This is a genomic window from Ruania suaedae (assembly GCF_021049265.1).
Classification (GTDB): domain Bacteria; phylum Actinomycetota; class Actinomycetes; order Actinomycetales; family Beutenbergiaceae; genus Ruania; species Ruania suaedae.
In genome coordinates this window covers 1,123,834-1,145,913 of sequence record NZ_CP088018.1, presented here as the reverse complement: position 1 = coordinate 1,145,913, position 22,080 = coordinate 1,123,834, and the positions used below count along the sequence as shown (strand labels likewise).

Below are 22,080 nucleotides of genomic sequence, written 5' to 3'. Positions count from 1 at the left end.
TCACCGCCTCGCCAGCAGTTCGGCGAGGTCGAAGCCCGATCGCGCGAAGCGTTCGGCGTGGGGCGCGAAACCGTCACCGCGAACGAGCAGACCGCCCCGCCGTTCGTAGACCGTCGAGACCTCGACCACGCCCTGCTCGACCCGCCCCGACAAGGCGGCGATCTCGGTGACCTGCCGTCGTCCGGTGTGGTCGAGGTCGAGGTGGATGACCAGGTCGAAGGCCGCCGCCACGGTCGGGACCACGAACCGGTCGGACACGTTCTCGCCGGCGAGCAGTGGCAGCGTGCACATCTTCACGATGGCATCGCGTGCGGAGTTGGCGTGGATCGTGCAGGCGCCGGGGATACCCGCGTTGAGGGCGATCAGCATGTCGAGCGCCTCGGCCTCGCGCACCTCGCCGATGATGAGGCGGTCCGGTCGCATCCGCAGCGCTTCCTTCACCAGGCGCCGCAGCGGGATCTCGCCCGTGCCCTCCAGATTCGGTTGGCGGCATTGCATGGAGACGACGTCGCGGCCGGCCAACTGGAGCTCGAAGACCTCCTCACATGTGACCACATGCTCCTGCGCGGGGATCGATCCCCCGAGCGCGTTCACCATGGTGGTCTTGCCCGCCTGGGTTGCCCCGCTGACCAGAAAATTGAGCCCACTCGCCACTGACGCGTGCAGGAAGGCCGCGGCGTCGTCGGTGAGCGAGCCGAGTGCGACCAGGTCGGTGATCCGGCGCGCGCGGACGAGGAACTTCCGGATGTTGATCGCCCAGTGCCGGCGGGTCACGTCCGGGATGACCACGTGCAGGCGTTCCCCACCCGGGAGCGTCGCATCGACGAACGGCGTGCTCAGGTCGAGGCGCCGGCCGGAGGTGCGCAGCATCCGTTCGACGAGGTCGCGCACCTCTTCCTCGGACAGCAGGGTGGTGGTCAGCTCGGCCCGACCGCGGCGCGCCAGGAATACCTTCCCGGGGTCATTGATCCAGATCTCCTCCACCTCGGGATCCTCGAGGTAGCGCTGCAGCGGCCCGAGCCCGGAGATCGCATCCTGCAGGTGTTTGGAGGTCTGGTCCAGATCATCGAGCCGCGGCACGAGACCGCGCAGCGACCGGTCCTCGTAGTCGGCCACGGCGTCGGCGATCAAGGCGCGCAGGTCCGTCTCGTCCACGGCCGGGTCCAGGCCACGGCGACGGATCAGCTCGCGCACCTCGGACTCGAGCAGCGCTGCCCCGTTCGCCATCTCTCCCCCTCGCCTCGGCGTCTTCGATGACGTGCCTACACGCTAGCCGGGTCCGGGTCCGATCGTCAGCCCCCTGTGGACAATGTCCGCCGGGCGGGCATCAGCACTCGAGTCGACGGCCTCAGGCATGCCTGGCACGGTGCCGCCGCACGGCGGCACGGTTGGCGCACCGCACCGAGCAGTAGCGCTGCCGGCCGTTGCGTGTCACGTCCACCACGACGGCGGAGCATCCGTCTCCCGGCTCCTCACCAGCCGCGCACCGTCGCAGGCGATGCATACCGCGGGTCGTCAGGTGCAGTGCCGTACCCACGCTGATCACCGCGGCCAGCACGTGGGGTAGAGCGTGCTCGTCGTCGCGGTAGTGCAGGTGCCAGCCCTCGTCGTCGTGATCGGTCAGGCGCGGGTAGGCCGTCACCGCGGCCATCTGGGCGTTCAGAGCTCGCGCGCGGCGGTCCTCGTCCGCAGCGTCCACGACCTCCAACCATCCGTCGATCACCGCTCGGGTCCGGGGATGGTCGTCGCAGGCGACGGGGAACGGCTGCGTCATGCCGAACTCCCGGGTGCGCTCCTCGATCCCTGCCCTGTCGCGGGGCCAGTCGTTGGCGAGCGAGGCCGCCAGGAGGACTGCGTACTCGCCGTAAGGGTTGAGATGCATAGCGGCATTACATCAGGCTTCCTCCATGATCACCACAGCAACGACGGACGCCCTCGATCACTCACTCGCCCAGCACGAGCACGACTGGGTCGTCGAATCCCGCCACCCCACCTCGATCGGCACGGTGGTGTACGTGCGCTGCGGATGCGGCACCCGCCGGGTGGACCTGCACGGCCAGGGCGAGGCGACGCCGTCGGGAATCAGCATGACGATCGGGCGCTGAGCTGCACCGTGGCCCCACTCCGCGGGTCCGAAAGTCAGGGTCGCACCCGAGGAGGGGTCAATTCTTCGGCCCCCGGAGGGGCCGGAGCGCGGATGGGGCCGGCGCGACGGTCAGGCGGGAGCGACGGTGCGGAATCCCGTGTTCGACATCGACGAGTCCGGGGTGTTGGAGCTGCGGGCCGCGTTGCGGTAGCGGTTGCAGTAGGAGTCGTGGCACAGGAACGACCCGCCGCGCATGACCCGGGACTGGCCATGCTCGGGCCCGGCCGGGTTCTCGGCCGGTGAGTGGGCGTAGTAGCGGGGGTCGAACCAGTCGGCGCACCACTCCCAGACGTTGCCGACCGTCTGCCACAGGCCGTAGGCGTTGGGCTCGAAGGTGCGGACCGGGGCGGTGGTGAGGAAGCCGTCCTCGGCGGTGTTGTCCACCGGGAAGCGGCCCTGCCAGATGTTGGCACGCCACTTTCTCTTCTCCCCCGGGAACCTGCTCCCCCACGGGTAGCGCTTGGCCTCGAGGCCACCACGGGAGGCCGCCTCCCACTGCGCCTCGGTCGGCAGCGCCCGGCCGGCCCAGCGGCAGTAGGCCTCCGCGTCGTTCCAGGAGAGGTGCACCGCCGGGTGGTCCTCCCGGCCCTGCCAGGTGGAGTCCGGGCCCTCGGGGTGGGCCCAGTCGGCGCCCTTGACCCCGAGCCACCACGGCGTGCCCGAGGCCTGGCCCATGATCGCCTCCTGCGGTCCGGCGAAGGCCAGGTGGAAGACAGCGGAGAAACCGAACGTCTCCGCCTCGGTGGCGTAGCCGGTGGCCTCGGCGAACCGGGCGAAGTCGGCATTGGTCACCGAGGTCGCGTCGATGGAGAAAGGCTCCAGCGTGACCGGATGCACCGGCGTCTCGCCGTCGGCGTGGTAGCCGACACCGTCGCTGTCGCCCATCAGGAACGTCTGGGCCGGCACGGCGCACTGCTCGATCGGGTGCCGCTCGCCGGCGTCGACGCCGCGCCCGAGCGCCACGGGTGCGGGCTGCGCCGCGCCGGGGTCACCGGTCTCGACGGCGGGCTGGTCCCCGCGCGATGGCGTACAGCACGACTCCGGCACGTTCGACCTCCCTGGTGACGTCCGCCTCCGATCCTAGGACGAGCGACGGCGCCTCCTCGCCGTGCACCCTCACCGGCGCCGGGCCGTTGTCAGACCCTCGTGCCAGGCTGGTCCCATGTGCGGACGATATGCCTCGTTCCGGGAGGCCCAGGCGCTGGCGGACGCGTTCGACGTCGAGGAGATCAGCGAGCGGGCGGCGCAGCTGCCGGCGAACTACAACGTGGCACCCACCGACGGTGCGCGGATCGTGGTCGAACGAGCACCCAAGGCGCAGGCCGAGCCGGCCGACACCGCCGCGAGCCCGCCGCCACCATCGCCCACCCGCCGCGAGCTGCACGTGGCCCGCTGGGGGCTCGTGCCCGGCTGGGCGAAGGACCTCAGCGTCGGCTCCCGGATGTTCAACGCCCGCAGCGACAGCGTGGCCGACAAGCCGGCCTTCGCCAAGTCGCTGCGGGCCCGCCGGTGCGTGGTGGTGGCCGAGGGGTACTACGAGTGGCTCAAGGAGGACGTGCCCGGCCAGTCCAAGCCGCGGCGCACCCCGTTCTTCATCCACCGCAGCGACGAGGAGCCGATCGCCTTCGCCGGCCTGTACGCCTGGTGGCCGGACCCGTCCAAGGATCGCGAGGACCCCGAGCGCTGGGTGCTCTCGACCACCATCGTGACCGAGGACGCTCGCGACGGTCTGGAGCAGATCCACGACCGCGAGCCCGTCGTGCTCGCCCCGGAGGCGATCGAGCCCTGGCTCGACCCGGCCATCACCGCCCCGGAGGAGGCCCTGGCAGCCCTGTCCGTGCCCACCCCGCCACTGCGTTGGTACGAGGTCTCCTCCAGGGTCGGATCGGTGAAGAACAACGACCCCGGTCTGATCGAGCCGGCCTGACCTCCAGGCAGCATCCTCAGCATCGAGGAGCCCGGTACGAGGCCGCGTCAGCGCTCGCCAGTCCTGTGGACGGTGCAGCCTCGGTACGCCGCCAGGTGGACGAACCCGCACACTCGTCCCACCACGGTCGGACGACCGATCTGACCGGCGGCGCCTACGCTGGCGGAACCATGACCACAGCCGACCCCCCGCCGAGCCTGCCCGTGCGGAGGTTCTCACCGTTCACGGTGGACCTCGTCCTGGCGCTCGCGTTCATCATCACGATCAGCACGCTCTCCATCGCCAACCTGGGCTCGATGCAGACGACCTGGTTCGGTTCGGCTGTCAGCGTGGTCACCAGCATCGGCATGCCGCTGGCGCTGGCCTGGCGGCGGACGCGGCCGGTGCCCTCCGCCGTGACGGTCTACGCGATGGCGCTGGCCCACGTGGTCAGTGGCGTGGTGCTCACCGCCTCGGACGTGGCCATCTTCGCCGCGCTCTACTCGGTCACCGTCTACGGGCCGCGGTGGGCTCGCCGGACCGCACTGGCCGGGGCGCTGCTCGGCAGCGCGATCGTCGCCCTCTGGTTCATCTACTACAACGGGTTCACCGACCCCACCGGTGCACTCTTCAGCGGGGTGACCGTCTTCGGCCTCCTCTCGGCCGTGGTCCTGAGCTGCTGGGCGGTCGGGCTGGTCCGGCGCACCCGGGTGCAGCAGCGCGAGACCCTCGCCGAACGAGCCGCGCGCCTGGAGGTCGAACGCGATCAGCAGGCCCAGATCGCCACCCAGGCGGAGCGGGCCCGCATCGCCCGGGAGATGCATGACATCGTCGCCCACTCCCTCTCGGTGGTGATCGCCCAGGCCGACGGCGGGCGCTACGCCGCCGCGCAGGACCCGCAGGCGGCCGGCAGGGCACTGACGACGATCTCCGAGACCGGGCGGGCGGCGCTGGCGGACATGCGCAAGATCCTCGGCGTGCTGCGCAGCGACCAGGCCGACGGGCCGCTCGCCCCGCAACCGGAGTCCCACGATCTCGACACCCTCGTCGCGCAGGTGCGCGACGCCGGTCTGGCCGTCTCGCTGGTGCGGATGGGCGAGGCCCGCTGGCTGCCGCCCGGCGCCGGGCTGACCGTCTACCGGATCGTGCAGGAGTCCCTGACCAACATCCTCAAGCACGCCGGGCCCGACGCCCACGCCACCGTGCTGGTGCAGTGGCAGCCCGACGCCCTGGTGCTCCAGATCGACGACGACGGCCGCGGCGCCGCGGCCTTCTCCGACGGCGCCGGGCACGGCCTGCTCGGCATGCGCGAGCGCGCGGGAATGCTCGGCGGCACGCTCGGCGCCGGCCCGCGCCCGGGCGGAGGCTTCCGGGTCAGGGCCGAGCTCCCGGTCCCGGCTGCCCCGTCCGGCACCGCCGTCACCACTGCGCCCCAGGGCACCCCGCCGCCGCCGGCGCCGACCCCGAGCCCGACCCCGACCTGGCAGACTGCCCCCCAGCACCCGCACACCCCCCAGCCGTACGACGCCGGCGGGGCCCTCCCCGCGGACCGAGAGGACCACCGTCGATGATCGACGACGCCCCACCCCCGCCACCGATCCGCGTCGCCCTGGTCGACGACCAGCAGCTCGTGCGCGCCGGGTTCGCGCTGGTCATCAACTCCCAGCCGGACATGGAGGTCGTCATCGAGGCCGGTGACGGCGCGCAAGCGGTCCGGCTGCTGTCCTCCCACGACGTCGACGTCGTGCTCATGGACGTCCGGATGCCGCAGATGGACGGCCTGGCGGCCACCGCCGCCCTGACCGACCCCAGCGCCGCCCGCACGGGCACGGTGCCCAAGGTGGTCATCCTGACCACCTTCGATCTGGACGAGTACGTGCTGCGCGCCATCAAGGCGGGCGCCAGCGGGTTCCTACTCAAGGACACCCCGCCGGAGGAGATGCTCGCCGCCATCCGCACCGTCCACCACGGCGAGGCGGTGATCGCCCCCTCCAGCACACGGCGGCTGATCGAGCACCTCGCCACCGTGCTGCCGGACGAGCAGAAGGCGCCGGCCGCCGTCCTGGATGCCCTGACCGAGCGCGAGCGCGAGGTGCTCATCCTGATGGCACGCGGTCGATCCAACACCGAGATCGCCTCGGACCTGTTCGTCGCCGAGGCGACCGTCAAGACCCACGTCGGCCGGGTGCTGTCCAAGCTCGACGCCCGCGACCGCGTGCAGGCGGTCGTCACCGCCTACGAGACCGGCCTCGTCAGCCCCGGCACCTGAGGCCGGCCGGGTGGAGACCGGCCCAACGGTGTCCACCCAGGGAATGACCCCACAACCAGACCCAGGCCAGACGCGCGCGGACCCGCCCGGCTCCTACCGTCGAGGCATGACCACCACACCACCCACCAGCCCGGGCACCACGGCCGGCTCCGCCAGTGCCGTCCATGCCGTCAGCGCCCACCACCTCACCAAGGTCTACGGCAGCGGAGACGTCGCCGTGACCGCACTCGACGACGTCTCGATCGGCTTCGAGACCGGCCAGTTCACCGCCATCATGGGCCCCTCCGGCTCGGGCAAGTCCACGCTGATGCACCTGCTCGCCGGGCTCGACACGGCCACCTCGGGCCAGGTGCTGCTCGGCAGCACCGACCTGACCGCCCTGGGCGACAACGAGCTGACCCGGCTGCGGCGCGAGCGGATCGGGTTCGTCTTCCAGGCCTTCAACCTGCTGCCGATGTTCACCGCCCACCAGAACATCACCCTGCCCTCGGAGCTGGCGGGCACCGCGCTCGAACAGACCTGGCTGGACATGCTGGTCGACACCTTCGGCATGCGCGACCGGCTCACCCACAAGCCACACCAGCTCTCCGGCGGGCAGCAGCAGCGCGTGGCGATCGCCCGCGCGCTGAGCACCCGCCCGGACGTGGTCTTCGCCGATGAACCCACCGGCAACCTCGATTCCCGCTCCGGCGCCGAGGTGCTCTCCTTCCTGCGGCGCAGCGTGCGCGAGCTCGACCAGACCATCGTCATGGTCACCCACGATCCGGCCGCGGCCGCCTACGCCGACCAGGTCGTCCTGCTCGCCGACGGGCGGATCGCCGGGACCATCGCCTCCCCCACCCCGGAGTCGGTGATGGCCGGGCTGGACGCCCTGCGCACGATCGACCAGTCGGCGGGTGCCCGCTGATGTTGCGCCTGACCCTGCACCAGATGCGCTCCTCGGCCGGCCGCCTGGTCGCCGCCGGCATCGCGATCATGCTCGGGACGGCCTTCGTGGCCGCGAGCCTGCTCGCCACCGCCACCATCGAGCGCACCACCTACAACTCGGTCAGCTCGGCCTACGCCGACGCCGACCTCATCGTGGCCGCCGAGGGCGGCGGACTCACCGATGCCGACCTCACCGCGATCGCCGACGCCGAGGGGGTCAGCGCCGTCCACACGATGGCGATGGTGGGCGGCCAGGCCAGCGGCGCCAACCGTTCCGAGTACGTCACCCTCGGCGCAGCCGCGCCCGACCCCACGCTCGAGTCGGCCGAGGTGGCCGAGGGCCAGGCCCCGACGGCGCCCGGTCAGATCGCCGTCACCGACGCCCTGGCCGACCGCGTCCAGGTCGGTATCGGCGACGAGCTCGCCGTGACCGTGGACTACTGGCTCAGCGACCCGGACTCCCCCGACGGCGACACGGGCGAGTCCCGGACCGAGACCTTGCAGGTGGTCGGCCTGCTGGACGAGCCAGACGCCTTCCTCTTCAACCGTGCCTCGGCGCTCGTGCACACCGACGACCTCACCGAGCTGCTCGCGCTGAGCTGGGGCGGCGATCCGCCGCACTACGAGCTGAGCCTGGCCCTGACCGACGGCGCGGACCTGGAGCAGGTGCGCAACGCCGTCGCCGGCTCGGTGAGCGCGGACGTGCAGGTGCGCACGGTGGAGGAGCAGGCCGCGCGGACCACTGCTGAGATGGCCGGCAGCGACCAGATCATGACCGTGCTGCTGCTCGCCTTCGCCACGGTGGCCCTGGCCGTGGCGGCCCTGGTCATCACCAACACCTTCCAGGTGCTCATCGCCCAGCGCACCCGCACCCTGGCCCTGCTGCGGTGTGTCGGGGCATCGAAGTCCCAGGTGCGACGCTCGGTGCTGCTCGAGGCAGCCATCCTCGGCACCCTGGCCTCGGTCGCCGGGATCGCGCTCGGCAGCGCGCTGGTCGCCGCCGGGCTCGCGGTGCTGAGCACGCTCGAGCTGGAGGTACCGATCGAGGCCGGGCTGACGCTCACCCCGGCCGTGATCATCGCGCCCCTGGTCACCGGCCTCGTGGTGACCATCCTCGCCGCGCTCGTGCCGGCCCGGATGGCCACCCGGGTGGCACCGCTCGCGGCCCTGCACCCCACGGAGGGACGAGCCAGCGCGAGCGCCGGGCGTGCCCGCGCCGTGCTCACCGGGCTGCTCCTGGCCGGCGGCTTCGGGCTGCTGGCGCTGGCCGTGGTGGTGGCGCGCAGCGCGCCGTCGGACTCCTCCGACACCACCCTGATCCTCGGGTTGGCCATCGGTCTGCTCGGCGGGATCGTCTCCCTCGTGGGCCTGTTGGTGGGCAGCGTGTTCGTGGTGCCCCGCCTGATCCGGCTCGTGGGCCGGCTCGTCGGCAGGGGCATCGCCGGGAAGATCGCGATCGCGAACTCGGTACGCAACCCGCGGCGGACCGCCTCCACCGCGAGCGCGCTGCTCATCGGTGTGGCGCTGGTGACCATGATGAGCACCGCGGCGATGTCGGCCCGCGAGACCCTGACCAGCGAGCTCGACGCGCTGTTCCCGGTCGACCTGAGCGTTGCGGCCGGTGACTCCCTCTCGGATGCTCAGATCAGCGCCGTGGAATCGGCGGACGGGGTCTCCGAGACCGTGCTGCTGAGCAGCCGCGACGTGGACGTCACCAACGCGGGCGGCATGCCCACGTCGCTGACCGTGGCGGCGGTGGACCAGGGTGACCTGGCGCAGGTGGTGCGTGAGCCTGCCGCCGCCCAGCCGGAGCCGGGCACGCTGGTGGTCCCCACCGATATGGCCGCCTGGCAGGACATCAGCGACGGCGACCAGCTCACGCTCACCCCGTACGGCTCCGACGGCGAGACTTCGCTGGAGGTCACCGCACGCGTGACGTCCCTGGACGGGATGGTCGCCCTGCTGGATCCGGACACCTTCGCCGAACTCGGCGAGGCCGCGCCCGCCTCGATGCTGTGGGCCCGCCTGGCCGACGGCACCGACGAACGCGACACCGTCCGCACCGTGCAGTCCACCCTCACCGACCTGTCCGAGACCGTCGACGGGGCAGCGCCACCGCAGATCAGCGGAGCGGCGGTCGAGCGCGCCGCCTACGCCCAGGTCGTGGACACGCTGCTGGCCATCGTGGTCGGTCTGCTCGGTGTCTCGGTGGTGATCGCTCTCGTCGGGGTGGCCAACACCCTGTCGTTGTCGGTGATCGAACGGCGGCGCGAGTCGGCGATGCTCCGGGCCCTCGGGCTGACCAAGGGCCAGCTGCGCGGCATGCTCGCAGTGGAGGGCGTGCTCATCGCCGGCGCCGGGGCGCTCATCGGGGCGGTCGCCGGGCTGCTCTACGGCTGGGCCGGATCGACGGTCATGCTCAGCTCCCTCGCCGAGGTCCCCCTGATGGTGCCCTGGCGTGACCTCGCGCTGGTCGGGGTGGTGGCGCTGGTCGCCGGCCTGCTCGCCTCCGTGCTGCCGGCGCGCTCGGCGGTGCGCACCTCCCCGGTGGCCGCGCTCGGGGTGGAGTAGGCGATGCGCTCGGCCCCCACCTGCGGGTGGGGGCCGCTGCGCGTTCGTCCACAGCCCGTACCCGGCGCACCCCCGGGCACCGGACCGTCCGGAGCATCGTGCCGGGGTGCCCGCACTACCGCGCCATCACCTCGCCGCTGTGACCGGACCCGACCTCGGATGGGTGCTGCCACTCGGTCCCGAGACCGCGATCGTGGGCCGGGACGAGTGCGCCGGCCTGCCCCTGGCAGACCCCGCGCTGTCGCGCGAGCACCTCGCGATCCGGGATCGGGGCGGCCGGGTCCAGGTGCGCGACCTGGGCTCGGCCAACGGCACGCGGCTGCGGCCGGCACGGCGCCGGGGGTTTCACGACGGCGCAGCCCGGCCGGTACGCGGCCGGCGCCTCCGGCGCCGCTGGAGGACCGCTCCCGTGGGCAGTCTCCTCGTCGCCGGAGCGACGGTGCTACAGGTGCGCAGCCACCCGGCCCTGCTGGACGTGCCCGAGCCCGAGCAGCAGATCTCCGACGGTGTGCTCGGCCGGCTGCTGATGCCGGTCATCATCTCGGTGACGATGATTCCGCTGCTGCTCGGCGGAGGCGGCGGCGGATGGCGCACCGTGCTGATGGTGGCGATGCCGCTGGCGATCGTGCTCGCCGTGCTCTGGCCGGCGCTGCGGGCGCGGGCACGACGGCGGCGGGTGCAACGGTCCGACCAGCCCGGCCCGAGCACCGGGCCGGCCAGGCCTCCCCGGGACGGTTTCACCGACCCCGCCCAGGCACTCGCCTGGCCGGGGGCCCCACCCGGGCAGCAGCAGTCGGCCTGGGACCTGGGTGACGCGGATGAGCGGGCGCCCCGCCCCGGCCGGCCAGGACGCATCCTGTCCGCCCGCCGTCGCCGCCTGGCGGAACTCCTGCGGCACTGCGATCCGCCGGCGCCCGGCGACGGGCTGGCGCTGGTGGGCCACCCGGACACCGTGCGCGGCCTGGCCCGCTGGATCGTGGCACGCTCGGTGGCCACCGGTGGCGGCGAGGTGGACGGGCCCCCCGGCTGGCAGTGGGCGCACGGGGCCGGCAGCGCCGACGGGCCGCCGCTGCACGTGCACGACCTGTGCACTCCGGGTGGGCGCCTCCAGCACGACCCGGCCGCCGCGCACCTGCTCCTGGCCACCCAGCTGGCGGACGTGCCCACGTGGTGCACCACCGTGATCGCCGTCCGGCCCGGGCACGACCGTCAGGTGAGCGAGGACTGGGCGCGGGCGTTCCTCGCGGCGCTGGCCCGGCACCGTCCGGGAGCCCGCGCGCTCCCGGACCGGGTCCACCTCGACGAGATCGTCGGACCGGCCGACCGGGCCCGCCTGGTGCGGCGCTGGCAGCAGGGCGAGACCGGCCTGCCCGGCGTGGTCGGCGTCGGCGCGGACGGGCCGATCACCCTCGACCTCGCCCAGGACGGACCGCACGCGCTGGTCGCCGGGACCACCGGCTCCGGCAAGTCCGAGCTGCTGCTGGCCTGGATCCTGTCGATGGCCCACCGCGTCTCCCCGCAGGAGGTCTCCTTCGTGCTGGTCGACTACAAGGGGGGTGCCACCTTCGCGCCGTTGCAGTCGTTGCGGCACGTGGTCGGGCTGGTCACCGACCTCGACGAAGCAGCCACCGCCCGCGCGCTGGCGAGCCTGCGGGCCGAGCTACGCCACCGGGAGCAGCGACTCGCCGCGGCCGGCGCCGGGGACCTGGACGACTACCGCCGTCGCTGCGGTGACTCCTCGGCCGCCATCCCGCGGCTGGTCGTGGTGGTGGATGAGTTCCGCGCGATGGCCGATGCCCATCCCGACCAGCTCGACGCACTCGTGCGGCTGGCGGCCCAGGGCCGCTCCCTCGGTATCCACCTCGTGCTGGCCACCCAGCGACCCGGCGGCGCCATCACCCCCGACATGCGCGCCAACCTCACCGCGCGGCTCTGCCTGCGGGTGCTGGAGGAGTCGGACGCCCTGGACGCCATCGGCGAGACGGCACCCGCGAGGTTGCCCCGCACTCCCGGCCGGGCGGTGCTGCGCACCGATGAACGCCAGCTGCTGCAGGCGGCGTGGTGCGGACCGGCGGCGCAACGCTGGCTGCCCGCACGCATCGCCGTGCTCAACGCCGCCGCGGACGAGCTCGCCCGGCACCGCCCCGGCGGGGCCGAGCCGCGCTCCCCATGGGCTCCCCCGTTGCCGCGGCGATGCACGACGGGGGAGATCACCTCACCCGCCCAGGCCCCGGCCCAGGCGCGGTTCGCGCTGCCCATCGCCCGGACCGACCTTCCGCAGGAGCAGCGCCTGGGCACCTGGCACTGGCCCGGTGGCACGATGCTCGTCTCGGGACCCTCCGGCACCGGGCGCTCCACCACCGTGCGCACCGTGCTCGAGGCCGCGGCGCGCGCAGGCTGGGTGACCCACGTCATCGGCGAGGGGGCCCCGACCTGGCCAGGTGCGCAGGCTCCGGGTGCCGGGACGTGGTGCGACCCCCTCGATGTGCGCCGGGTGCGCCGCCTGCTCAGCGGCCTCTCCCACGGCACCGGCCCGGCGCTGGTGGCCATCGACGACGTCGACGCCGTCCTCGGGGCACTGGAGGAGTCCGGCGCCCCCGGTGAGGGCGCCGAGCTGGTGGGAGGCCTGCTCCGGCGCTCACGCCGGCTCGACCTGGACCTGCTGCTCACCGCACCCGCCCCCGCGCATCGCTGGGCCCAGGCGGTGGACCGCCATCTGGTGCTGTGCCCCCGCGACCGCGCCGACGCCGTGATGGCGGGAGTGCCGGGCGAGCTCGTGGGCTCCGGCTGGCCGCCCGGGCGTGGGGTGCTGGTCGACCGCGGCGCCGCGGTCACGATGCAGGTGGCCCTCGCCGAACCCGACGCCGGCGCCTGGCCCACCCCGGCGCACCCACCCTGGCGGGTGCGCGCGCTCCCCGACCGGGTGCACCTCGGCGCCGGTGCCGGTGACGGTGCCGGTGACGAAGCAGCCGCCACCGGGGCGGTGAGGCTGGGTCGTGGGGGTGACGACGCGGCACTCGTGCGCTGCCGGCCGCGGTCCGGGCACGTCTGGCTGATCGCCGGACCACCGGGTTCCGGTCGCAGCACGACGCTGGCCACGATCGGCGAGCAGCTGCGCGAGAGCGGCTGGGTGGTGCTCGGACCCGAGGGCCCGCCACCCACCGCCGCCGATCCTCCGGCCCCGGCGCCGGTGGCCGTCCTCATCGACGACGCCGATCGCCTTCCCGCAACCCGCATGCCACCGGCCGCCGGGGGCCCGGACATCCTCCTCGTGGCTACCACCGGGCCCGACGGCGCCCTCACCGCCGCGCACCCGCTCGGCGCACGGCTGCGGGACGCCGATCTGACCCTCGTGCTCGGCGGCGGGCCGGTGGGCCACCTCCAGTCAGCGCTGCTGCGCCCGCATCAGGAGCCCGACGGACCGCCCGGACGCGCGGTGCTGATGCACCGCGGGCACCTCATGGCGCTGCAGGTGGGGCTGACCACGCCCGGCGGACGGGCCGCGACTCCTGGCTCAGAGGACGGCGTCAGGGGCGCCGGTCCCGGAGGTGGCCGCACGCGAGTCGGGATGCAGCAGGCAGATCGTCACGGTCACGGCGGCGACGATCCCGGGCACCGTGAGCCACCACGGCAGCTGGGAGAACGAAGAGATCAGCACCGCGACCTGCAGCAGCTGCCAGGTGATGACCGGCCCCCGGCCCCAGCGCCGGCCCGCGCCCAGCGCGCGCACCGCCGCGAGGAGCAGCGCGGCGAAGAGAGCGAGCACCACGAGCACCCCCACATTGGCCCCGAGCAGGACGCCACCGGCCAGGGCTGAGGAGACCACACCGACGATGCCGACCAGCAGCAGCACCACCGCCTCGGCGAGGGCGAGCACCAGGGCGATCCACAGCGGGCCGGGGCGCGGCGGCGCGGCGTCGGTCTCGGTGTCGGGCACCGAACCAGCCTACGGGCTGTGACAGATCTCTCAGGCCCACCGCGGGGAAACTGTGACGTAACCCCTTGTGCACATGGGGTCCACATGTGAAAGTTGATGTCAGTTGAAAGTGCGCGTACGGCGCGAACCCCCACCCCTGTTCGGACCGGTTCAAGCGCGCCCGCACGCCTGGCGAAGGAGTATACGCATGGATTGGCGTCACGAAGCCGCGTGTCTGACCGAGGACCCGGAACTGTTCTTCCCGATCGGTAACACCGGTCCGGCCCTGCAGCAGATCGACGAGGCGAAGGCGGTCTGCCGTCGTTGTACCGTGGTCGACACCTGCCTGAAGTGGGCGATCGAGTCCGGGCAGGATGCCGGTGTCTGGGGCGGGATGTCCGAGGACGAGCGTCGCGCGCTCAAGCGCCGCACCGCTCGCGCTCGCCGCGCCAGCTGAGAGACCGCCGAGAACGGCCGGTCACCCGCACGGGTGGCCGGCCGTTCTCGCGTCCAGTGCTCGCTCAGGACTCGCGGGCCTCGCCCAGCTGCGCCTTGAGGATGACGGCCGTGCCCCCGGTGGGGACGGGCTCCCAGGTGATCGAACCGTCGAGCTCGGTGGCCACGAGGGTCCGGACGATCTGGGTCCCGAGACCGTTCATCGCGATCTCGGACTCCATCCCCCGCCCGTCGTCGGCCACCCGCACCTCGAGTTCGTTGCCCGACCGGTAGGCGTCGATGGTGACCGTGCCGCCGATGCCGGCCAGGCCGTGCTCGACGGCGTTCGTCACCAGCTCGGTGAGCACCACGGCCAGAGCCGTGGCGTCGGTGGCCGGCACGCGCCCGAAGGTGCCGTTGCGCACCGTCTTCACCTGGGTCTCCCCCGAGGCGACGTCGGCCGCCAGGCGCAGGGTCCGGCCGAACACCTCGTCGAAGTCGACGATCTCGTCGATGGTCTGTGAGAGCGCCTCGTGCACGGTCGCGATGGTGGCCACGCGCCGCATCGCCTCCTCCAGCGCCGAGCGCGCGTCGGTGGAGTCGGTGCGCCGGGCCTGCAGCCGCAGCAGTGCCGCCACCGTCTGGAGGTTGTTCTTCACGCGGTGGTGGATCTCGCGAATGGTCGCGTCCTTGGTGAGCAGCTCGCGTTCGCGTCGCCGGAGCTCGGAGACGTCCCGCACGAGCAGCACGGCACCCACCCGCTGCCCGTACTCGGTCACCGGCAGCGCCCGCAGGGAGAGGCTGACCCCGCGGGCCTCCATCTCGGTGCGCCACGCGGCCCGTCCCATCACCACCAGCGGCAACGACTCGTCGACGGGAGAGTTGACCTCGACCAGCGGCGTGACCACCTCGGCGAGTGTGCGCCCCACGATCTCGTCGGTGACTCCGAGCCGGTGGAAGGCGCTCAGGGCGTTCGGGCTGCCGTAGAGCACCTCTCCCTCGCTGTTGAGCCGGACCAGACCGTCGCCGACGCGGGGCGCGCCCCGTCGGGGGCCGGTCGCGGCGTTCGCCAGCGGGAACTCGCCGCGCGCGATCATGCCGCACAGCTCGTCCGCGGACTCGACGTAGTTGAGCTCCAGCCGGCTCGGGGTCCGGCTCGCGCCCAGGTAGGTCTCGCGGGCGATCACCGCCAGGGTGCGGCCTGCCCGCACCACCGGGATGGTCTCCTCCCGGATCGCGAAGGTGCCGTTCCAACGGGCCTCGCGGGCACGGTTGACCGCTTGTGCGCCACGTGCGTGGCGCAGCGTCTCGCGCAGGCCTGCCGGGGCACGCTGGCCGACGACGTCGTCATGGTGGACCGTGGCACCGGTCGAGGGCCGGGCGTGGGCAACCGCGATGAAGTCCTCGTCCGTCGTCGGCAACCACAGCACCAGGTCGGCGAACGCCAGGTCCGAGATCACCTGCCAGTCCCCGACGAGCAGGTGGAGCCATTCGGCATCCTGCATGGCCAGGTCACTGTGCTGATCGATCAGCTCACCCATCGTGGACACGGGCACCACCTTACGGCCGCGGCGGGGAGGGTCCTGACGACCCGGCAGCGGCCACCGCCGGTCAGCGACGCAGCGCCTTGCGGGCGAGAGTGTTGCCCAGCCACTGCACGGCGTGCACGATCACGATGATGATGAGCACCACCACCGCGGTGACCGCCCAGTCGAACTGGCGGTAGCCCTCCACGATCGCGACGTCACCGAGACCACCGGCACCGAGGTATCCGGCGATCGCGGACGCGTCCAGCACGGCGACGAAGAGGAAGGTGAAGCCCAGGATCAGGGGGGCCAGTGCCTCGGGGACCAGCACGGTGCGGATGATCCGCCAGGGACCGGCGCCCATCGCCCGCGCGGCCTCGACCACGCCCGGATCGATGCCGAGCAGGTTCTGCTCCACGAGCCGGGCGAAGACGAACGTGGCCATGAAGGCGAGCGCGAAGGTGAAGGGCTCGATGCCGATGGTGCTCCCCGTGACGAGCCGGTTCAGCGGGCCGATCGCGACGAGGAAGATGATGAACGGGATCGGGCGCACGATGTTGACCGCCACATTCAGCACGCCGAAGCCGATCCGGTTCGCCAGCAGGTTGCCGGGGCGGAACAGGTACAGGCCCAGGCCGATCGCCAGACCGCACAGCCCGCCCACGGCCATGGCGATGAGCACCATGAAGGCCGTCTCACCGGCCGCGTCGATCAGCAGCGGGCCGAGCCGCTCCCAGTCCATCAGCTGCTCCTTCCCGTCCGCGCGGCAGCGGCCATGGAGGGATCCTCGTGCGGATCAGCGGCCGTACCCAGGTCGACCACATCGGTGAACGCCCGCAGCGCCGTCAGCCCCTGCTGGACGCGAACCGGCTCACCCGTGAGCTCCAGCGTGAGCGAGCCGTACGGGCGCCGCGCGACCTCGGTGATCCCGCCGAAGACCACGATGGACTCGACCCCCGCGTCCCGGAGCACCTCGTTCATGGTGGCCGTGGAGTGCCCGGCGTCATCGACGCCCACGGTGACCAACCGGCCCGGGTGGCGCTCCCGCAACCGTTCCAGGACATCCGCGGCCGGGCGGTCCTTGAGGGCGGATGCGACGAATCTGCGGGTCACCGGGTGGCGTGGCGCCGAGAAAACCCGGTAGGTCTCGTCCAGCTCGACCACGCGCCCGTGCTCCATCACGGCCACGCGGTCGCACAGCGAGCGCACCACGTCCATCTCATGAGTGATCACCACGACCGTGATGCCCAGCTCACTGTTGACCCGCCGCAGCAGCGCCAGCACGTCCTGGGTCGTCTCCGGGTCGAGCGCGCTGGTGCACTCGTCGGCGAGCAGGATGCGGGGGTTGGTGGCCAGCGCGCGTGCGATCCCGACCCGCTGCTTCTGCCCGCCCGAGAGCGTGGACGGGTAGGCGCCGGCCTTGTCGGAGATCCCCACGAACTCCAGCAGCTCGGCCACCCGGGACGCGCGCGCCTCCCGGGACCATCCCGCCACCTCAAGCGGATAGGCCACGTTCCTCGCCACGGTGCGCGAGCCGAGCAGGTTGAACTGCTGGAAGATCATCCCGATGCCGGCGCGTACCTGCCGCAGCCGGGCCTCGGTCAGCGTGGTCAGGTCCACACCGTCGACCACCACCGACCCCGAGGTCGCCGGTTCGAGGGCGTTGATGAGGCGGACGAGGGTGCTCTTGCCCGCACCGGAGTAGCCGATCACCCCGAAGATCTCCCCCGCCGCGATGTCGAGGGAGACGGCGTCCACCGCGCGGACGTCGCCGGAGCGGGCGGCGAACACCTTGCTCGCCTCCCGCACGGTGATGATCGGGTCAGTCATGGCTCTCCTCCGGTCCGGTCCTGCGGGCTACTGCGAGAAGTCGCTCTCGATCCCCTCGAGGATCTCCTGCAGCTCCTCGGCCGGGTTGTTCACGAACACGGCGCTCTCGCCGGAGGACTCGAAGGCCGCCTCCTCCACCTCGGGTGAGTGGTAGAGCTCGGCGAGCTGGGCGAACGTCTCGTTGTCCGCCTCCTCGGCGCCGGCGACCCAGATGTTGATGTAGGGCGCGGCCGCGTCCGAGGCCGGGTCGTCGGAGAAGATCGCGTCCTCGGCCACGAGGCCGGCGTCGGCCACGAAGTCGTTGTTGATGATCGAGGCGGCCACGTCCTGCAGTGCCAGCGCCGTCTGGGCGGCGTCGACCGGGGTCACGGTGACCCTCGAGTCCTCGGCGATGATGTCGGCCGGCGTCGAGAAGGCACTGCCGCCATCCTCCAGCGCGAGCAGGCCGGCCTCCTGCAGCACCAGCAGGGCGCGGGCCTGGTTGGTCTCGTCGTTCGGGATGGCGATCTCGCCACCGTCGGGGATCTCCTCCACGCTGCCGTGCTCGAGGGAGAACAGGCTCAGCGGGTACACGGCGGTCGCGGCGATCGGGGTGAGGTCGCTGCCGGTGTTGACGTTGTACTTGGCGAGGAACTGCAGGTGCTGGAACTGGTTGAGGTCCAGCTCGCCGTCGCTCAAGCCCTGGTTCGGCAGCTGGTAGTCGGAGAAGTTCTCGATCTCGACCACGATCCCCTCCTCGGCGGCGGCCTCTTCGAAGACCTGCCACTGCGGTTCGGAGGAGTTGACCACGCCGATGCGGATGGGGTCCTCCTCGGTGCCGGCGGATGCGCCGTCGGCGGCGGCGCCACACGAGGCGAGGGCGAGGGCGGACGTGGTGGCCAGGGCCAGGACGCCGAGGTGACGGCGGGAGAGGAGAGTGGACATGGGTGTTCCTTCCGGGTGGGGCGAGCGGATGGGCGCACGCGAGGGCATGAGGTGAGCACGACCCCGTCGGGGCGGCAGGGGTTCTCCGGCAGCGAGGCTGCTAGCGGTGGTCAGCCGCGCATTCGCCCGGCGGCACGGACAGCCGGGACTCGGGCGGTGCGGGAGGACATCGTCATGGCCACATCCTCGCCACCCGGGGCGGGGCGAGCCCAATCGAGGGGACGCGCGTCCACACTCTGGACGCGCCGCCTCAGATCGACCGGCTGAGGCTCCGGCGCAGCAGCAACGACCCGAGCAGCAGGGCTCCGGCGGCGAAGCCGGCGAGAACGCCCAGGTGCGGGAGGATCTCCACGAGCCCGGCGTCATGGCGTTGCACCTCGGCGAACGCGCGGTATCCCCACCCGTGCGGGGTGAAGGAACTGACGGTGCGCAGCGTGTCGGGGAAGAGCTCCTGCGGGAACATGCACCCGCCGAGCGCGGCCAGCACGAGTGAGAGACCCACGCCCAGGCCGCTGGCAGCCCCCTCGTTGTCGAGCACGGAGCCGATGACCATCGCACAGCCGGCCGCCACCGCCGCGAACACCGCCAGCAGCACCAGCGCGACCGGGAGGTTACCCCAGGTGACGCCGAACAACAGTGTGGTCCCGGCCATCACGTAAGCGCCCTGGAAGAAGGCGATCGTCCACCGGCCGAGCGCCTGACCGGCCACGACGCTCGCCGCGGAGACCGGTGCCGCGAGGGTACGAGCGATCACCCCGTGGCGGCGCGCGTCGATGAGGGTGGCCGAACCGGCCAGGGCCGCCAGGAAGACGAACAGGAGCACCTGGGAGGCCGCTCCGACATCGAACCCGGTGGCACCGGCGAAGGCCTGACTCACCCCGGACACGTCGACCACGTCCACCTCGAGCGGCGCCACGTCCTGGTCGGCCTGTTCCAGCGCCCGGGCCGCCGCCTCCGGCGACGCCCCCGCCTCCTCCAGGGCAGCGAGCTGGGCCCGTCCGGTGGCAAGGGAGGCCAGCGCCGTCTGCACCTGTTGGGCCGTGGTCTGCGCACCGTTCGTGGACGCCTGGATCAGCTCCAGCTCGACCGACCCGCCACCGTCGTAGGCGGCCACGTCCTCGGCGGTGAGGATCAGCGCGACGTCGGCCCGGCCGCGGGCGAGCGTCTCGGCGGCGGCCTCCTCCTCGGCCGGGTCCACGACCACGCCCGAATCGCCGAGCGCCTCCTGCAGATCCTGCCCGAGCGTGGTCCCGGACTCGGTGAGGAGCACCCGGCCACTGCTTCCGCCGCCGCCGAACTGGGCGCCGATGACCACGACCAGCAGCAGTGGGAAGATGAAGGTGAAGAAGATGTTGGAGCGGTCGCGCAGGTACCGGCGCAGCTCCACCCCGGCGATCGCACCGATGACGCTCATCGCCCGGCCCCCCGATCGGGGACCACGCGCGAGATCAGCAGGCACACCGCGGCGAACGCGAGCAGCATCAGCACCGGGGTGGCCAGGTCGGTGACCGAGCCGCCCCCGGCGGTGATGCCCAGCCCCCGGGTGAGGGCGGCGATCGGGTTGGCGTCCAGCACCGCGCCGAGCGCGCCGCTCGCGGCGATGGGGAAGAACGCGCCGCCGGACATGCCGAGCACGAGCGCGAGGATCGTCTGCACGATGTTCGCCTGCTCGGCGGTGCGGGCCAGCCGCACCACGATGAAGGTCAGTGACGTGGCGGCCGCCACCGCACAGCACACCAGCAGTGCGACGGCCGGCACGGCACCGAAGGAGACCCCGAACAGCAGTGACCCGGCCGCCAGCAGGATCGAGGTGGCGAGGACCCCGAGCACGAAGGCGGCCAGCGCCTTGGCGAGCACGATCGACCCCGGCAGGATGGGCATGGACCTCAGCCGGGCGAGCGTGCCGTTCTCCCGCTCGGCCACCATCGAGAGCACGCCGAAGCCCACCGTGAACATGAGGAACAGACCCGCCTGCCCGGCGATCAGCGCGCCGCCTGCGCTGAGTTGTTCGTCCGAGACCACCCCAGGGCGGGTGGTGATCGAGCCGGCGGCGTCCAGCTCCCGCTGGGCCAGCTCGGCGGCCACCTGCGCATCGAGACCGGCCCCGGCCGCGGCGGCGGCCGTGACCGAACGCGAACGCAGGTCTGCGAGCAGGCCGTCGGTGGCGGCGATCAGGATGCTCGTCGACAGGCCCGCCCCGTCACCGGTCACCATCCGCACCTCGTGCTGCTCGCCCGCGCGCAGGTCCTCGGTCAGCCCGGGCGGGATGATGAGCCCGACGTCGGCCTCCCCCGCGTCGACGGCGGCACGGGGGTCGGCGTGATCGGTGGCGGTCACCGAGAACGCGCTCAGGCCGGTGAGGCCGGAGACGACCACCCCGGCCGTCTCGTCCTCGGCGTCCACCGAGACCGCCATGACCACAGATTCGAGCTCGACGTCGTCCGACCCGGCCGGGATGACCAGGTTCAGCACGGTCATCAGGGCCAGCGGTACGGCGATGGAGAAGATCAGCACGGACTTGTCACGCAGACGCTGTTGCAGGTCCTTGACCAGGATCGTCCAGACGGCTCGCATCGCTCAGTCCCGCAGGGCCTTGCCGGTCAGGTGTAGGAACACCTGCTCCAGGTCCGGCCGGGTGACCTCCACGTCCGCCAGTTCGAGCGAGGTACCGGCGGCCGTGACGATGGCCGCCAGCACGGAGGGGGCATCGGTGGCGGTGACCACGAGCTCGCCTCCGCTGACCTCCGCGCGTTCCACCCCGGCGACCCGGGCGATCTCGGTGGCGGCTGCGTCCAGGTCGCCCGAGCCGGTCATCCGCACCTGGTCGCGGGATCCGAGCAGGCGGACGAGCTGGGAGCGGGTGCCGCAGGCCTGGATCCGGCCCGAGTCGATGATGGCGATACGGTCACAGAGGCGTTCCGCCTCCTCCATGTAGTGGGTCGTGTACAGCACCGACATCCCCTCCCCGGAGAGGGCCTCCACCGATTCGAGGATGGCGTTGCGCGACTGGGGATCCACCCCGACGGTCGGCTCGTCCAGGATCAGCAGCGAGGGTCGGTGCAGCAGTCCGACCGCGATGTTGAGCCGCCGCTTCATGCCCCCGGAGTACTCCTTCACCGGGTCCTTGGCCCGGTCGGCGAGACCGACCACGTCCAGGACCTCGTCCACGCGCCGGGCCAGTTCCGCACCGCGCAGACCCTGCAGGCGTGCGAAATAGCGCAGGTTCTCCCGGCCCCTCAGGTCGGGGTAGAGGGCGAGGTCCTGCGGGACCAGTCCGATGTGGCGCTTGACTGCGACGGCGGAGGGCACCATGCGTTCGCCCGCCACCTCGATCGTGCCACCGTCCGGCGGGAGCAGCCCGGCGATCATGGTGATCGTGGTCGTCTTGCCGGCACCGTTGGGGCCGAGCAACCCGAACGTCTCCCCCGGTTGGATCCGGAGGGACACCCCGTCGACCGCCGTGAGGTCGCCGAAGCTGCGGCGGACGTCGGTGACCACCAGCACGTCATCGGCGACCGCCGTGGTCGCGCCGTGCTGACTATCCGGATCCGCGCTCATGACCGGCCTCCCTCGTCATCCTCCGCCGGTGACACCTTAGTGTGCTCCGCCGGCCCCCGCACCGACCCCTCG

Annotated in this window: 18 protein-coding genes; 8 read left to right on the top strand and 10 right to left on the bottom strand. The window is 72.5% G+C overall.

Annotation, left to right across the window (positions count from 1 at the left end; all coding sequences use genetic code 11):
- Together LQF12_RS05160 and LQF12_RS05155 are read right to left on the bottom strand one after the other, a co-directional pair.
- On the bottom strand, positions 1-1,227 hold the full coding sequence (locus LQF12_RS05160) for a TadA family conjugal transfer-associated ATPase (protein WP_231054917.1): 1,227 nt from the start codon (positions 1,225-1,227) through the stop codon (positions 1-3).
- Between the two features lie 121 nt (positions 1,228-1,348).
- Positions 1,349-1,882: a CGNR zinc finger domain-containing protein gene (locus tag LQF12_RS05155; protein WP_231054916.1), complete on the bottom strand. Its 534-nt coding sequence runs from the start codon at positions 1,880-1,882 to the stop codon at positions 1,349-1,351.
- A 25-nt stretch (positions 1,883-1,907) separates the two neighbouring features.
- Here LQF12_RS05155 and LQF12_RS05150 point away from each other — a divergent pair, with 25 nt between their 5' ends.
- A complete protein-coding gene (locus LQF12_RS05150; RefSeq protein WP_231054915.1) occupies positions 1,908-2,105 on the top strand; it encodes a hypothetical protein in 198 nt (65 codons plus the stop codon).
- Between the two features lie 110 nt (positions 2,106-2,215).
- On the opposite strand, the gene LQF12_RS05145 is transcribed toward LQF12_RS05150, so the two are convergent.
- On the bottom strand, positions 2,216-3,193 hold the full coding sequence (locus LQF12_RS05145) for a formylglycine-generating enzyme family protein (protein ID WP_435531216.1): 978 nt from the start codon (positions 3,191-3,193) through the stop codon (positions 2,216-2,218).
- Positions 3,194-3,308: 115 nt separating this feature from the next.
- On the opposite strand from LQF12_RS05145, the gene LQF12_RS05140 reads away from it, so the two are divergent.
- The 7 genes from LQF12_RS05140 to LQF12_RS05110 all read left to right on the top strand — a co-directional run bounded on the left by LQF12_RS05140 (position 3,309) and on the right by LQF12_RS05110 (position 14,192).
- A complete protein-coding gene (locus LQF12_RS05140) occupies positions 3,309-4,073 on the top strand; it encodes an SOS response-associated peptidase (protein ID WP_231054914.1) in 765 nt (254 codons plus the stop codon).
- A 170-nt stretch (positions 4,074-4,243) separates the two neighbouring features.
- Positions 4,244-5,623, top strand: coding sequence for a sensor histidine kinase (locus LQF12_RS05135; RefSeq protein ID WP_231054913.1), 1,380 nt, complete (start codon positions 4,244-4,246; stop codon positions 5,621-5,623).
- The gene (locus LQF12_RS05130; RefSeq protein WP_231054912.1) at positions 5,620-6,321 is read left to right on the top strand and encodes a response regulator; all 702 of its coding nucleotides are present in this window, start codon (positions 5,620-5,622) and stop codon (positions 6,319-6,321) included. The genes LQF12_RS05135 and LQF12_RS05130 overlap by 4 nt, the downstream gene beginning before the upstream one ends.
- Positions 6,322-6,427: 106 nt before the next feature.
- Entirely contained in the window at positions 6,428-7,228 is an 801-nt protein-coding gene (locus LQF12_RS05125; protein WP_231054911.1) for an ABC transporter ATP-binding protein, read from the top strand.
- The gene (locus LQF12_RS05120) at positions 7,228-9,819 is read left to right on the top strand and encodes an ABC transporter permease (protein WP_231054910.1); all 2,592 of its coding nucleotides are present in this window, start codon (positions 7,228-7,230) and stop codon (positions 9,817-9,819) included. Before LQF12_RS05125 ends, LQF12_RS05120 begins: the two co-directional genes overlap by 1 nt.
- A gap of 139 nt (positions 9,820-9,958) precedes the next feature.
- On the top strand, positions 9,959-13,636 hold the full coding sequence (locus tag LQF12_RS05115) for a type VII secretion EssC family protein (protein WP_231054909.1): 3,678 nt from the start codon (positions 9,959-9,961) through the stop codon (positions 13,634-13,636).
- A 307-nt stretch (positions 13,637-13,943) separates the two neighbouring features.
- Positions 13,944-14,192 carry a WhiB family transcriptional regulator gene (locus LQF12_RS05110; protein WP_159622799.1) on the top strand — a complete coding sequence of 83 codons (249 nt, stop codon included), beginning with the start codon at positions 13,944-13,946 and terminating at the stop codon, positions 14,190-14,192.
- Positions 14,193-14,256: 64 nt separating this feature from the next.
- Here LQF12_RS05110 and LQF12_RS05105 read toward each other — a convergent pair whose 3' ends face one another.
- The 7 genes from LQF12_RS05105 to LQF12_RS05075 all read right to left on the bottom strand — a co-directional run bounded on the left by LQF12_RS05105 (position 14,257) and on the right by LQF12_RS05075 (position 22,008).
- Complete coding sequence (locus LQF12_RS05105; protein ID WP_231055520.1) at positions 14,257-15,711, bottom strand: sensor histidine kinase; 1,455 nt, start codon at positions 15,709-15,711, stop codon at positions 14,257-14,259.
- A gap of 70 nt (positions 15,712-15,781) precedes the next feature.
- Positions 15,782-16,438 (bottom strand): methionine ABC transporter permease, encoded by a 657-nt coding sequence (locus LQF12_RS05100; RefSeq protein WP_231054908.1) that lies wholly within the window; start codon positions 16,436-16,438, stop codon positions 15,782-15,784.
- Positions 16,438-17,526 (bottom strand): methionine ABC transporter ATP-binding protein, encoded by a 1,089-nt coding sequence (locus LQF12_RS05095; protein WP_231054907.1) that lies wholly within the window; start codon positions 17,524-17,526, stop codon positions 16,438-16,440. Before LQF12_RS05095 ends, LQF12_RS05100 begins: the two co-directional genes overlap by 1 nt.
- 27 nt (positions 17,527-17,553) lie before the next feature.
- On the bottom strand, positions 17,554-18,450 hold the full coding sequence (locus LQF12_RS05090) for a MetQ/NlpA family ABC transporter substrate-binding protein (RefSeq protein WP_231054906.1): 897 nt from the start codon (positions 18,448-18,450) through the stop codon (positions 17,554-17,556).
- A 250-nt stretch (positions 18,451-18,700) separates the two neighbouring features.
- A complete protein-coding gene (locus LQF12_RS05085) occupies positions 18,701-19,864 on the bottom strand; it encodes an ABC transporter permease (protein ID WP_231054905.1) in 1,164 nt (387 codons plus the stop codon).
- Positions 19,861-21,024, bottom strand: a complete 1,164-nt coding sequence (locus LQF12_RS05080; RefSeq protein ID WP_231054904.1) for an ABC transporter permease — start codon at positions 21,022-21,024, stop codon at positions 19,861-19,863. The genes LQF12_RS05085 and LQF12_RS05080 overlap by 4 nt, the downstream gene beginning before the upstream one ends.
- Before the next feature lie 3 nt (positions 21,025-21,027).
- Positions 21,028-22,008: an ABC transporter ATP-binding protein gene (locus tag LQF12_RS05075; RefSeq protein WP_231054903.1), complete on the bottom strand. Its 981-nt coding sequence runs from the start codon at positions 22,006-22,008 to the stop codon at positions 21,028-21,030.
- Positions 22,009-22,080: the final 72 nt, after the last annotated feature.